The sequence below is a fragment of the Curtobacterium sp. HSID17257 genome (assembly GCF_003989515.1).
Classification (GTDB): domain Bacteria; phylum Actinomycetota; class Actinomycetes; order Actinomycetales; family Microbacteriaceae; genus Curtobacterium.
Window position 1 is genome coordinate 1 of the sequence record NZ_RBLU01000098.1, and the last position, 12452, is coordinate 12452.

Below are 12452 nucleotides of genomic sequence, written 5' to 3' on the forward strand. Positions count from 1 at the left end.
TCCGCACCGAGTCCCGCGGCGCGCACGCCCGGACCGACCACCCGGACACCGACCCCGCCGCGCCGGTGTCGGTCGGGTGGTCCCGGGCCGTCGACGCCGGACACCCACCGGTCGTCCACGCCGCACCGACCGTCCACGCCGCCGTGTCCGACCGTTCCGCCCACGCCCAGCAGGGAGTCCCCGCATGACCGCCACCGTCCCCGCCACCGACACCGACGACGTGTCCGGCGTCCGTCCCGCCGGACCGTCCGACCCCGGGGCCGTCCCGCCGCACGCCCTGCGCCGGGTGATCGAGACCGCGCTCGAGGAGGACGCTCCGTGGGGAGACGTCACCAGCGAGACGCTCATCCCCGTCGAGGCCCGCGCGACCGCGACCCTGACCGCCCGTGAGCCCGGCGTGCTGTCCGGCGGCGAGGTCTTCGCCGCCGTGATGCACGCCGTCGACCCCGCCGTGCGGACCGAGCTGCACCTGTCCGACGGCCGGACGTTCGCGGCCGGGCAGGTCCTGGCGACGGTGGAGGGGCCCGCCCGCTCGGTCCTGCGCGCCGAACGGGTCGGGCTCAACCTGGTGCAGCGCATGTCCGGCATCGCGACCGTCACCGCGCGGTACGTCGCGGCGGTCGCGGGGACCGCTACGCGGGTCACCGACACCCGCAAGACGACGCCGGGCCTCCGCGCGCTCGAGCGCTACGCCGTGCGCTGTGGTGGTGGGCACAACCACCGGAACTCGCTGTCCGACGCCGTCCTCGCCAAGGACAACCACCTGGCCGTGCTGCTCGCCGGCGGCACCTCGATCGGCGACGCCGTCCGCGATGCCCGCGGTCGGCTCGGGCACACCGTCCACCTCGAGGTCGAGGTGGACCGGCTCGACCAGGTCGAACCCGTCGTGTCCGCCGGGGTCGACACGATCATGCTCGACAACTTCACGCCGGAGCAGCTCGTCGATGGAGTGCGCCTGGTCGCCGGCCGGGCGCTCGTCGAGGCCTCCGGCGGGGTGTCGCTCGAGACCGTGGGCGCGATCGCGCGGACCGGGGTCGACGTCGTCTCGGTCGGGGCGCTCACCCACTCGGCCCGGGCGCTCGACCTCGGGCTCGACGTCGACGTCACCGCTGCGCTCGCGGGTGACGGCGCCCGGGTGACCGGCGGCTGACACGGTGTTCTACCTCGACCGCGCCGCGACCACGCCGGTCCGCCGCGAGGTGCTCGAGGCGATGTGGCCGTACCTGACGGGCGTCTTCGGCAACCCGTCCTCCACGCACGGGGTGGGTGACGCGGCCGCACGGGGGCTCGCCGACGCCCGCGCGACCATCGCCCGGTTCCTCGGGTGCCGTCCCGGTGAAGTCGTCCTGACCACCGGCGGCACCGAGGGTGCGAACACCGCCGTGAAGGGGATCGCGCTCGCCTCGCCCCGCGGGCGGCACGTCGTCACGAGTGCGATCGAGCACGAGGCGGTGCTCGAGAGCTGCCGGTACCTGAAGCGGCACCACGGCTTCACGGTGACGCTCGTGCCGGTCGAGCACGACGGTACGGTCACCCCCGAGGCGCTCGCGCGGGCCGTCCGTCCGGACACCACGCTCGTCTCGGTGGCGCACGCCGACAACGAGATCGGCACCGTGCAGGACCTGCCGGCGCTCGCTGCGGTCGCGCACGGCGTCGGCGCCCGGTTCCACACCGACGCCGTGCAGAGCGCGCCGTGGCTGCCCCTCGGCCTCGACCTGCTCGGCGTCGACGCGATCTCGTTCTCCGGGCACAAGCTCGGCGCACCGAAGGGCACCGGTGCCCTGGCCGTCAGGGGCGGGGTACGGCTCGAGCCGCTGCTGCACGGCGGGGGACAGGAGCGGGGGCGGCGGTCCGGCACCGAGGACGTCGCGGGCGCCGTCGCCCTCGCCACCGCGGTGTCGCTCGTCGAGGCCTCCCGGGAGGTCGCCGCTGCCCGCGCGACCACGACCAGGGACGCCGTCGTCGAGGGGGTGCTGGCATCGGTGCCCGGTGCCGTGCTGACCGGAGCCGCATCGACGGGGACCCGGTCGCGTCGGCTGCCGGGACACGCGTCGTTCTGCTTCCCGGGGGTGCCCGGCGGTCCGGCGGCGGTCAACGGCGAGACCGTGCTGCTCGAGCTCGAGGCGCGCGACGTCGTGTCCTCGTCGGGCAGTGCCTGTGCCGCGGGGAGCACCGAGGCCTCCCACGTCCTCACCGCGCTCGGACTCCCGGAGGACACCGCACGCACGGCGCTCCGGCTCACGTTCGACGCCGGGCTGACCGACGCGGACGTCCCCGCGGTGGTGGAGGCGGTCGCCGCGTCGGTCGCCGCCGTCCGCGATCTCGGGAGGGCGTACTAGACGTTCTACTCCATAGTTGGGGTGGTGTCCCCCCTTCTGCGGACAGTGATCGTCCGACACGATGGGGTCATGGCGAACGCGATCACGACCCGGCACCGACAGGAGGCCCCCTTCCGTGCGGTGCAGCTCCTGCCGGCTCCGGCGACCGTGGTGGCCCTCGCCCTCGCCGCGCAGCACGACCTCGGCACCGCCCCGCTCGGCGCCATCGCGACCGTGGGGGCACTCGCCACCGTCGTGAGTGCCCTGCTCCCGACGGTCGGCACCGCGGCACTCCGTCGAGCCATGCCCGCACCCAGCGAGACGGACCGGTACCGGGGGGACACCGAACGACCCTGATCCCGAACAGCACCGAGGAACCACCCGAGGCCAGCACCGCGGCCCCGTCCCCCCGCCGGGGCCCGCGGCGCTCCTGACCGGACGCAGGTCCCCTGACCGCGTCCGGCGCCGGACACGACATCCCCTGTCGTCGTGTCCGAGCGGCCACCGCGCCCGTCGTGGACGTGGCGCCGGACCCTGACCGGCGCCAGCCCCCCTGTCAGTCCACGGCGGGCCGCGGTGGCGTCGCGCTCCTCGGGTCAGTGCGTCGGCGCGGGCGGCTCCGGGACACCCGGCCAGACGTAGTCCAGGTCGGCGGGCACGTCGGGGAACAGCGGTCGGTAGTGCTCCGGTGCCTTCTGCACGAGCTTCGACCGGTGCGACTCGTGCACCGCCGGGTCGGTGTTCCACGCGGGGACGGCGAACTCGCCGCGCTCGTACGCCACCAGGTCCTCGGGCACCAGGCCGAGGTCGGCGAGCGTCTTCTCCAGGCAGGTGTCCGCGTGCCCTCGCTCGAGCCACACCCGGCACGTCGCGTCCTGGTACGCCATGAGCGCCGGACGGTACCCCCGCCACATCGCGACGACGGGGTGGTGCTGCCAGCCGTAGTCCGGCAGGGTCAGTGCCCGCATCACCTGCAGGGTCTCGACGCGCTGCTTGCCGAGCCGCTTGTCGTCGAGCACCTCGGCCGAGGCACGGAAGTCGGCGTACGGCAGGAACGTCTGCATCACCCGGACGGTACCCGCGGGCGCTGGACCGCGACACAAGTCGTCACACCCGGGCAGGCCCTCCGACGACGTGTGAGCATCGACCGCATGGACGGAGCACTCGTCGTCGGCGTCAGCGGCAGCCCATCGGACCCCTCGCGCACCTCGACCCTGGTCGCGGCGACGGTGGCGCGCCTGGCGGAGGACCTGCCCGACGCCCGGACCGCACAGGTCGAGATCGGGCCCCTGCTCGCGGACCTCGGCGCCGCACCCTCGCGTGAGGCGATGTCGGCCGGGACGCGCCGGGCACTCGAGACCGTCGAGGCCGCGGACGTGCTCGTCGTCGGCAGCCCGGCGTTCCGCGCGGCGTACTCCGGTGCCTTCAAGCTCTTCTTCGACTGGGTCGGGCAGTACGACCTGGTCGACACCCCCGTGCTCCTCACCGCCACGGGCGGCAGCGACCGGCACGCGCTCCTCGTCGAGCACCAGATGCGGCCGCTGTTCGGCTTCTTCCAGTCGACGACCCTGCCCCTCGGCGTGTTCGGCAACGAACGGGACTTCACCAAGCGCGAGGGCGGCTACGACATCGCGAGCGTCGACCTCGAGCTGCGCATCGACCAGGCCGTCCGGCGAGCGCTGCCGATCGTTCGCGGCGGGTTCGCCGCCGTCGGCGCCGACGACGTCCGGCGTCCCGCCGACTTCTAGCCGCCGCACGCCCGCCGCCCCCCGGTCGTACGACGTGCCGCCGAACGGGCACGACACGCCGCACGTCGTCCACCGAGTGGGCGACGTACGTCACCATCGGCCGCGGCCGTGACGTATGTCGCCCGCTCGGAGTGCCACCGAACGACCGGAAGGAACCGGACGGGACGGGGACGGGGCGGACGGGAGGCGCGGGGCGGGCGGGTGCCGCGCCTCCGGGCCGTCAGTCGGTGGGGTCGGCCACCAGGGACGCGACGTGGGCGACCGCCAGGCGGTAGCCGTCGGCGCCCGCGCCGGCGATGACCGCGGTCGCCGCGGTCGCGACGTGGTCGACGTGCCGGAACGGCTCGCGCTTCCACGTGTTCGACAGGTGCACCTCGACGACGGGGACGCTCAGCGCCTCGACCGCGTCGTGGAGTGCGACCGAAGTGTGCGCGTAGGCGGCGGGGTTGATGACCACCCCGACGAAGTCGTCGAGCGCCTCGTGCAGCCACTCGACGAGCTCGCCCTCGCGGTTGGTCTGCCGGAAGTCCGCCTCGAGCTCGTGGACCGCCGCCTCGGTGTGCACGATGGCCTCGAGCTCGGCGAGCGTCACCGTGCCGTACTGGGCCGGGTCGCGCCGTCCGAGGATGTCGAGGTTGGGCCCGTTCAGGACGAGGATCCGCCGCGGGCGTGTCGTGGTGTCGGTGGCCGGCTCGCTCATGGGGGAGAGCCTACCGAGCGACGGGGCGGCGGCAACGGCAACGGATGCGTCGGCTATGTGAACGGTCACATCGCGGTGTAACGTTCCCGGTCGGGTCGGCGCAGTTGCCGACTGCAACACACTGATGTGGAGATCGCATGGTTCTCGCTGCGGCGACCAACGGGATCCGGCTCGAACTGGGCTGGGTCGACTACTTGATGATCATCGTGTACTTCGCGGTGGTCATCGGCATCGGGTTCACCGCCCGCAAGCAGGTGCGGACGAGCATGGACTTCTTCCTGTCCGGCCGCTCGATGCCGGCCTGGATCACCGGCCTGGCGTTCGTGTCCGCGAACCTCGGTGCGACCGAGATCCTCGGCATGGCGGCGAACGGCGCGCAGATCGGCATGGCGACGCTGCACTACTACCTCATCGGTGCCGTGCCCGCGATGGTGTTCCTCGGCCTCGTGATGATGCCCTTCTACTACGGGTCCAAGGTCCGGTCGGTGCCGGAGTTCATGCTCCGCCGCTTCGGCAAGGCGCCGCACCTGGTGAACTCGATCGCGTTCGCGGTGTCGAACGTGCTCATCGCCGGCATCAACCTCTACGCGATGGCGATCGTCATCGAGGCCATGCTCGGCTGGCCGGAGTGGCTCGCCATCCTGGTGTCCGCCGCGTTCGTGCTCGCGTACATCACCCTCGGCGGCCTCAGCAGCGCGATCTACAACGAGGTCATGCAGTTCTTCGTGATCATCGCCGGCCTCGTGCCGCTGACGATCGTCGGCCTGCACCGCGTCGGCGGCTGGGGTGGCCTGACCGAGGCGATCAAGCAGACCCAGGGCGTGCAGCACCTGCAGGCCTGGACGGGCACCGGCATCGGCGACGTGACGAACCCGATCGGGGCGAACTGGCTCGCCATCGTGCTCGGCCTCGGTTTCGTGCTCTCCTTCGGCTACTGGACGACGAACTTCACCGAGGTGCAGCGTGCGTTCTCGGCGAAGAACATGTCGGCCGCCCGCCGGACCCCGCTCATCGCGGCGATCCCGAAGCTCTTCATCCCGTTCATCGTCGTCGTGCCGGGTCTCATCGCCGCGGCCGTCGTGGGCAACCAGTTCGCGTCGGGGGAGCTGACCTACAACGACGCGATCCCGAAGCTCATCCAGATGTACTTGCCGACCGGTGTGCTCGGCATCGCGGTGACGGGTCTGCTCGCCTCGTTCATGGCGGGCATGGCGGCGAACGTGTCCTCGTTCAACACCGTCTTCACGTACGACATCTGGCAGCGCTACATCAAGCCGAACATGCCCGACCTGCACTACCTGAAGACCGGCCGCTGGGTCACGGTCGTCGGCGTGGTCGTCGGCATCGGCACGGCGTTCCTCGCCGCGCAGGCCGGCAACATCATGACCTACATGCAGACGCTGTTCTCGTTCTTCAACGCCCCGCTGTTCGGCGTCTTCATCCTCGGACTGCTCTGGAAGCGGATGACCACCCAGGGCGCGCTCTGGGGCTACGTGCTCGGCATCGTCACGCCGACGATCACCTGGATCGCGTACCTGGTGAACCCGTCGCTCTTCTCGACCGCGACCGCCGAGACGATGTACGGCGCGATCATCTCGTTCGTCACGGTGCTCGTCGTGGGCGTGCTCGTCTCGCTCGCCACGAAGCCGAAGGACGTGTCGGAGCTCGGCGGCCTCGTGTACGGCGTCGGCAAGATCGACATGACCGCCGGGGCCGTCGCGACGGACACCGCCTGGTACCGCTCGCCCGCGCTGCTCGGCACCGTCGCGCTCGTGCTCTGCGTCGCCCTCTACCTGCCGTTCCTCTAGGCCCGGACCCGAAGGAGTACTCCCATGCGTGAGGACACCACGAAGCTCACCGAGGAGCAGGCGGCCCTCGTCCGCTCCACCCGCCGACTCGACCTGCGCCGCATCCTCGGCGGCCTGTTCGTGCTCTACGGCGTGATCACCACCATCGTCGGGATCGTCCACTGGGACACCGACCCCGAGAAGACCGGCGGCATCCACATCAACCTGTGGGTCGGGCTGTCGCTGCTCGTCGGCGGGCTGCTCTTCTTCCTGTGGGACCGGCTGAACCCGGTGCCGGCGGAGGACATCGTCGGCCAGGCCGAGGCCGAGGCCGACCAGCGCGCTGCGGGCGAGGGGCGCGAGCGGGTCTGAGCTCGCCCCTGCGGGAGCGGGCACACTTGGTGAAAACGGGCGTACCTGGTCGGTCGATCCGACCTGGTACGCCCGTTCTCGCTTCCCGCTTCGAGCGTTCTGGGGGACACCGGGCGCCCCGGAGGCCCATGGGGCTTGACGGTGCCGTTCGACATCCCGAACATTGACATGTCGGTCGGGTGCTGCTCGGCCGGAAGTGAGCCCCGGAGTTTCCTGCAGCCAGCGCGGGACCGGGGTTTTGCGCTGTCCTGGGCTGGTGAACAACCACGAGGACGTCGTCGGAGCGGGTCGGCAGCAACCCGCGAGCATGCACCGCAGGCGATGTCCGCGAGTGCAAGGAATGGCTCATCGACAGGTTGACGGCCGCGGCTGGCCGTCAGTAGCATTGACATGTCGGCGGAGTGTTCTCCGTCGGAAGTGATCCCCGGATTACCTGCAGCCAGCGCGGGGCCCGGGGATCTGCGCTGTCGAGACCGCTCGCCCCGTCGACCCCGCCGTAGCGTACGACATTCCAGTGCCCGTGGCGCCCGGACAGTTGCGGACCGCGCACCGCAGGGCCAGGTTGGTGATGACGAAGGGAACCACCGTGGAACAGATGGTGTTCATCAACCTGCCGGTCGCCGACCTCGACCGGGCAGTCGGCTTCTACGAGGCGCTCGGGTACACGGTGAACCCGGAGTTCACCGATGAGACCGCCGCGTGCATCGTCGTCAGCAGCACCGTGTACGTGATGCTCCTCACCCACGCGAAGTTCGGTGAGTTCACGGACAAGACGATCGCCGACCCGAGCACGATCGAGGTCATCAACTCGCTGAGCGCAGCCTCGAAGGACGAGGTGCACCGCATCGTCGACGCCGCCGTCATGAGCGGCGGGAACGAGGACCGCCCCGAGACGGACCTCGGCTTCATGTACCAGCGCAGCTTCACCGACCCGGACGGCCACCGGTGGGAGTACGTCTGGATGGACCAGGCCGCGATGACGGGCGACGACGCCGACCGGTGACCCCTCGCCGTCGGTGCGTTCCGCCAGGATGGACGGGTGAGCGACGACTCGACGGCGACCCCCGACGACCCGACGGCGACCCCCGACGGCCTGGTGACGGGCGAGGACGGCCTCGCACGTCCGGTCTGGGCCGCGACCGACCCGATGCTCCGCGAGTACTACGACACCGAGTGGGGCATGCCGGTCCGCGACGAACGCGGGGTGTTCGAGCGGCTGTCGCTCGAGGCCTTCCAGTCCGGACTGTCCTGGCGCACGATCCTGGCCAAGCGCCCCGCGTTCCGAGCGGCCTTCGCGGACTTCGACCCGGACGTGGTCGCGACCTTCGGCGACGACGACGTCGAGCGTCTGATGGGGGACGCCGGCATCGTCCGGAACCGGGCGAAGATCCGCGCGACGATGACGAACGCGAACGCGACGATCGCCCTGCGCGCTGACGGCGGCCTCGCCGACCTGGTGTGGTCCTTCCGGCCGGACGCGACACCGACGCCGCGGACGATCGCCGAGGTCCCGACGACGAGCGAGGCGTCCGTGGCCCTGTCGAAGGCCCTGCGGAAGCGCGGGTTCGCGTTCGTTGGGCCCACGACGATGCACGCCCTGATGGAGGCACTCGGCATCGTCGACACGCACCTCCTCGGCAGTCACCGTCGCGGCACGTCCGGCGTCTGGGCCTGACGGAGACCGAGCCCGACGACGCGGCCGTGCCGGACGGTGTCTCGGGCCCGGGACGACCCTGCTCAGTCGAGCGGGAGCTGCATCTGCGTCGCCGTGACGCGGTAGCCGAGGGAGGCGTACAGGTCCTGCGCGCCGGTGTTGTAGCCGAAGACGTTCAGGCCGATGGTCGTGGCGCCGTGCTCGCGGGCGACACGCTGTCCGGCCTCGAGCGCCCGACGGGCGTGGCCGCGGCGGCGGTGCTGTTCCTCGACCTCGACGTCGAAGACCCACCACTCGGTGCTGCCCGGCGAGAACGGTCCGATCCAGAGGTAGCCCACGACGGTGTCCTCTGCGTCGACCAGGTCCCAGAGGAAGTGGTCGGCCAGGGGCGCCCCGTCCGGGAACCACTGGTCGAGCGACCGCTGCTTGTTCGCCTCGGCCTGCTCGCGGGTCTCGCCGGCCCGCATCCGCGACTCGACGTACTCTGCCATCGTGCGGTCCAGCCAGGCCGGGAGGCGCGTGGCCGGCATCGGGACGAGCCGCGTGTCCGTCACCGGTTGCCCTTGGACCCGCGCTTCGGCTTGCCGTTGCCGAGCCGCTGGGTGCCCGGTCGCCCCGACCCGCGCGGCTTGCGGGCGTTCTTGCCGCCCGCCTTGCCACCAGATCCCAGTTTCGCGGTGGCCTTGCCACCGCCGGAGCGGGCGCCGCTGCCGGAGCCGCGACCGGCTCCGGAGCCGTCCCGTGCGCCGCGCGAGCCGCCGTCGTCGACGTCCGTCGCGCCTCCCGAACGGTCCGCGGCGTTCCGCGAACTGTTGGCGGTGCGGCCACGGACCACGCCGATGAACTCCTCGGTCGTGTCGGACACGTCGGCATCGCGCCACACGAGTGCGATCCGGGTGCCCGCGGCGCCGTCGAGCGGCTTCGCCACCAGGTCCTTCCGGCTGGCCGCGCGGAAGAGTGACTGCGGGAGCACGACGACGCCGACGTTCGCCTCGACGAGGTCGAGGGCGGCGGACACGTCCTCCGGCACCGGGCCGGCGTCGACGACGTGCACGTCGGTCAGGTCGGCCTCGGTCACGACGTCGGAGGAGGCGAGGGGTGCGTCCTTCGGCATCGCGACGACGGCTGTCTCGGTCCACAGCGGGATGGCGTTGAGGTGTGCGCCGACGGGCATCCGTGCGAAGGCCATGTCCGCCTCGCCGGTGAGTGCCTCGTCGACCTCGGTCGGGCCGATCGGCAGCAGGCCGAGCTCGGCGTCCGGGAAGCGTTCCCGCCAGACCCGGACCCACTTCGCGGGGGAGACCCCCGGGACGAAGGCGATGGTGAGGGTCGCGGTCATGCAACCGAGTGTAGGGGCCGTACCCTGGTACGCATGGCGCAGGAACAGACGATGAAGCCCGAGACGGCTGCGAAGAAGCTCGGCATCCTGCTGGCGGCAGCCCCGGAGTCGTTCCGCGCGGAACCGGTCACCCGGACCGCCTTCGACGAGCTCCGCACGCAGCCGCCGGCGTGGCTCGAGGAACTCCGTCGCGACGGGCCGCACCCTCGTCCGGTCGTCGCGCAGAAGCTCGGCGTGTCGATCTCCGGTCTCGTGCGTGCCGGGGTCGAGGAGCCGCTGACCACCGCCGAGGTCAAGGCTCTGCTGCAGGAGATGCCCGAGTGGCTGGTGCGCGAGCGTGCGACGCAGGCCGAGGTGCACGCCGAGAACGCCCGCGTGAAGCAGGAGCGCGCCGACAAGGCCGCTGCCCGCGCCCAGGACTGACCGACCGGACCCACCCCGGACGCAGCTCGCCATGACCGCCGTGCACGAGACCGTCGCCGACGCGATGCTCGTCGTGCCGCAGTTCGCGTCGGTGTGCTGCATCGTGGGGGACCGCTACCGGCCCCGTCCCGGCGTGATCGTCCCCGCCGCCGTGATGCTCGTGGCGATGGTGCTCCCCGTCGTGCAGGCCGGGCCGTCGTGGACGCTGCTCGCCGCCACCGCGCTGCTGCTGCTGGCGCCGCTGCCGGTGCTGCGGCGCCGGCGACCCGACGGACGCCGGGCGGAGCCGATGGACGTGCACCGGGCGCTGTCCTCGGTCGTCATGGCCGGCATGCTGCTGATGGGGCACGCCACCGGTCTCGCCGACGGGCACGCCGGCCACGGGATCGCGCTGTCCGCGGTGCTCGGCGCCGGGGTGATCGGCTACTGCGGGTTCAGCGGCTGGCTGCTCCGGTACGAGTGGGCGCGTGAGGACCGTCGTGCCGTCCGCAGCGGTGAGGTCTTCGCGATGACGGTGGCCGTGGTCGGGATGACCCTGGCGATGTAGCGCAGGCGCGGAGTGCCGCGACCCGGCGCCGGGGCCCTCCGGCGGTAACGTTCGGGGCGTGTCCGACCGAACCGTCCGTCGCCCCGATCCCGCGCCGCGCCTCGACGAGGTCGACGAGCGCATCCTCTGGACCCTCGCGGCCGATGCCCGGATCCCCAACAACCGGTTGGCCGCTGCGGTCGGGGTCGCGCCCTCCACCTGCCTCACGCGCGTGCGGGCACTCGAGGACGCCGGGATCATCCGCGGGTACCGGGCGGACGTCGACGTCGCCGGGCTCGGGTTCGCGATCGAGGCGATGGTGTCCGTCCGGGTGCACGCCGCGGCCCGGCACGAGCTCCGCGACTTCGCGAAGCGCCTGCTCCGGGTGCCCGTCGTGCAGGACGTCTCGTTCCTCGCCGGCGACAAGGACTTCCTGGTGCACATCGCGTGCACCTCGACCGAGCAGCTGCGGGACTTCGTCGCCGACGAGCTGAGCGGGGACCCGGCGGTGGCGACGACGCAGACGAACATCGTCTTCGAACGGCTCGTCGCGGACCGGGCGCACCAGGGACGGTCGTTCGACGAACTGCGGCGCTGGCGCGCCTGACCCGACCGACGACGCCCGCGCCCGGCCCGGATCGACCACGTCCCGCCCGTGTGGGACCCGGACCGCAGGACGACTAGCGGGTGCGCGTCATCGGGACGTGCGGGATGGCGTCCTCGAGGAAGTCGTCACCGGACCGCACGAACCCGAAGCGGCCGTACCACTGCTCGAGGTGCGCCTGGGCGTTGATCGCGATCGACGACGAGCGGGACTCCGCGATCGCCGCTTCCATGAGCTGCGCCCCGAGCCCCTGCGACCGGGCGTGCCGGGCGGTGGCGACGCGACCGATGCGCTCGGTGCCGTCGTCCTCGCGGAGCAGTCGGAGCGTGGCGTCGACCGAGCCCTGACCGGCCCAGAACTGCACCGTGCCCGGCTCGAGGTCGCGGCCGTCGATGTCCGGGTAGGCGCACTCCTGCTCGACGACGAAGACGTCCTGCCGGAGCCGGAGGATCTCGTGCAGCGTCACGATGTCGAGGTTGCGCGTCGGGGCGGAGAAGATCGAGACCACGTGCGGCCTTTCCTGAGAATTCCTTCCGAGACCGGTTCCGGTCCGGGATCGATCGGCGTACAGTGCCGGTCAACCACTCTACGTGCGCAGCCGAGATCAGGAGGTGAGCGCATGGACCAGCCGTTGCGCGACCCCTGGCGCGCGCTGCTCCGGACCGTCGTCGTCGGCGTCGGTGTCGCCGCTGCGCTCGTGCTGCTCTCGCTGCTCCTCGGTGCTCGTCCGGCCGCAGCGGCCGAGGGTGCTCCCCAGCAACGCGGGCTGGTCGGCGGGCTGGTCCAGGACGTCGGTGGGACGGTGCAGGGCGCCGCGGACGGTGTCGGCGCGGCCGTCGACCGTGCGGTCGCCCCCGTCCGCACGGCCGTCGCTCCGCCCGCTCCGGCTCCGGCTCCTGCGCCCGCTCCCGCGCGTCCGGTCCCGGCCGCGCCTCCGGTGCAGCACGCCGCGCCGGCCGCCCCCGCGGCACCGGCCGCCCA

General features: G+C 72.2%; 17 protein-coding genes and 1 pseudogene. 13 read left to right on the top strand and 5 right to left on the bottom strand.

The window, feature by feature from the left end:
- From D8M35_RS16800 to D8M35_RS12890, 4 genes are all read left to right on the top strand, one after another.
- The coding region (locus D8M35_RS16800; protein WP_162604348.1) for a hypothetical protein at positions 1–188 on the top strand (188 nt) is incomplete at its 5' end.
- On the top strand, positions 185–1150 hold the full coding sequence (gene nadC, locus D8M35_RS12880) for a carboxylating nicotinate-nucleotide diphosphorylase (protein ID WP_126892218.1): 966 nt from the start codon (positions 185–187) through the stop codon (positions 1148–1150). The genes D8M35_RS16800 and nadC, both read left to right, overlap by 4 nt.
- 4 nt (positions 1151–1154) lie before the next feature.
- The gene (locus D8M35_RS12885) at positions 1155–2339 is read left to right on the top strand and encodes a cysteine desulfurase family protein (protein ID WP_126892219.1); all 1185 of its coding nucleotides are present in this window, start codon (positions 1155–1157) and stop codon (positions 2337–2339) included.
- Positions 2340–2408: 69 nt separating this feature from the next.
- Positions 2409–2675 carry a hypothetical protein gene (locus D8M35_RS12890; protein WP_126892220.1) on the top strand — a complete coding sequence of 89 codons (267 nt, stop codon included), beginning with the start codon at positions 2409–2411 and terminating at the stop codon, positions 2673–2675.
- 239 nt (positions 2676–2914) lie between these two features.
- On the opposite strand, the gene D8M35_RS12895 is transcribed toward D8M35_RS12890, so the two are convergent.
- Positions 2915–3382: an MSMEG_6728 family protein gene (locus tag D8M35_RS12895; RefSeq protein WP_126892221.1), complete on the bottom strand. Its 468-nt coding sequence runs from the start codon at positions 3380–3382 to the stop codon at positions 2915–2917.
- A gap of 87 nt (positions 3383–3469) precedes the next feature.
- Here D8M35_RS12895 and D8M35_RS12900 point away from each other — a divergent pair, with 87 nt between their 5' ends.
- Positions 3470–4066, top strand: coding sequence for an NAD(P)H-dependent oxidoreductase (locus D8M35_RS12900; RefSeq protein ID WP_126892222.1), 597 nt, complete (start codon positions 3470–3472; stop codon positions 4064–4066).
- Between the two features lie 220 nt (positions 4067–4286).
- On the opposite strand, the gene aroQ is transcribed toward D8M35_RS12900, so the two are convergent.
- Positions 4287–4766 carry a type II 3-dehydroquinate dehydratase gene (aroQ, locus tag D8M35_RS12905; protein WP_126892223.1) on the bottom strand — a complete coding sequence of 160 codons (480 nt, stop codon included), beginning with the start codon at positions 4764–4766 and terminating at the stop codon, positions 4287–4289.
- A gap of 137 nt (positions 4767–4903) precedes the next feature.
- Between aroQ and D8M35_RS12910 the strand changes: the two genes are divergently transcribed.
- The 4 genes from D8M35_RS12910 to D8M35_RS12925 all read left to right on the top strand — a co-directional run bounded on the left by D8M35_RS12910 (position 4904) and on the right by D8M35_RS12925 (position 8600).
- Positions 4904–6574 carry a sodium:solute symporter family protein gene (locus D8M35_RS12910; RefSeq protein ID WP_066655354.1) on the top strand — a complete coding sequence of 557 codons (1671 nt, stop codon included), beginning with the start codon at positions 4904–4906 and terminating at the stop codon, positions 6572–6574.
- 24 nt (positions 6575–6598) lie between these two features.
- Entirely contained in the window at positions 6599–6925 is a 327-nt protein-coding gene (locus D8M35_RS12915) for a hypothetical protein (RefSeq protein ID WP_194074877.1), read from the top strand.
- Between the two features lie 568 nt (positions 6926–7493).
- Positions 7494–7928 carry a VOC family protein gene (locus D8M35_RS12920; protein WP_238638227.1) on the top strand — a complete coding sequence of 145 codons (435 nt, stop codon included), beginning with the start codon at positions 7494–7496 and terminating at the stop codon, positions 7926–7928.
- A 36-nt stretch (positions 7929–7964) separates the two neighbouring features.
- Positions 7965–8600 (top strand): DNA-3-methyladenine glycosylase I, encoded by a 636-nt coding sequence (locus D8M35_RS12925; RefSeq protein WP_126892224.1) that lies wholly within the window; start codon positions 7965–7967, stop codon positions 8598–8600.
- A gap of 62 nt (positions 8601–8662) precedes the next feature.
- Here the strand turns inward: D8M35_RS12925 and D8M35_RS12930 are convergent, their stop codons facing one another.
- Positions 8663–9133 (bottom strand): GNAT family N-acetyltransferase, encoded by a 471-nt coding sequence (locus tag D8M35_RS12930; protein ID WP_126892225.1) that lies wholly within the window; start codon positions 9131–9133, stop codon positions 8663–8665.
- Positions 9130–9918: a LysR family transcriptional regulator substrate-binding protein gene (locus D8M35_RS12935; RefSeq protein ID WP_126892226.1), complete on the bottom strand. Its 789-nt coding sequence runs from the start codon at positions 9916–9918 to the stop codon at positions 9130–9132. Before D8M35_RS12935 ends, D8M35_RS12930 begins: the two co-directional genes overlap by 4 nt.
- Positions 9919–9951: 33 nt before the next feature.
- Between D8M35_RS12935 and D8M35_RS12940 the strand changes: the two genes are divergently transcribed.
- Genes D8M35_RS12940 through D8M35_RS12950 form a run of 3 tightly spaced genes read left to right on the top strand, consistent with a single transcriptional unit; the run spans position 9952 to position 11474 of the window.
- Positions 9952–10341 (top strand): DUF5997 family protein, encoded by a 390-nt coding sequence (locus tag D8M35_RS12940; RefSeq protein WP_126892227.1) that lies wholly within the window; start codon positions 9952–9954, stop codon positions 10339–10341.
- Between the two features lie 31 nt (positions 10342–10372).
- Positions 10373–10888: a hypothetical protein gene (locus D8M35_RS12945; RefSeq protein ID WP_126892228.1), complete on the top strand. Its 516-nt coding sequence runs from the start codon at positions 10373–10375 to the stop codon at positions 10886–10888.
- A gap of 58 nt (positions 10889–10946) precedes the next feature.
- Positions 10947–11474, top strand: a complete 528-nt coding sequence (locus tag D8M35_RS12950) for an Lrp/AsnC family transcriptional regulator (RefSeq protein WP_126892229.1) — start codon at positions 10947–10949, stop codon at positions 11472–11474.
- A gap of 73 nt (positions 11475–11547) precedes the next feature.
- On the opposite strand, the gene D8M35_RS12955 is transcribed toward D8M35_RS12950, so the two are convergent.
- Positions 11548–11979, bottom strand: coding sequence for a GNAT family N-acetyltransferase (locus tag D8M35_RS12955; protein ID WP_126892230.1), 432 nt, complete (start codon positions 11977–11979; stop codon positions 11548–11550).
- A 111-nt stretch (positions 11980–12090) separates the two neighbouring features.
- Here D8M35_RS12955 and D8M35_RS16900 point away from each other — a divergent pair.
- Positions 12091–12452 (top strand): annotated as a pseudogene (locus tag D8M35_RS16900) (hypothetical protein); the annotation flags it as partial.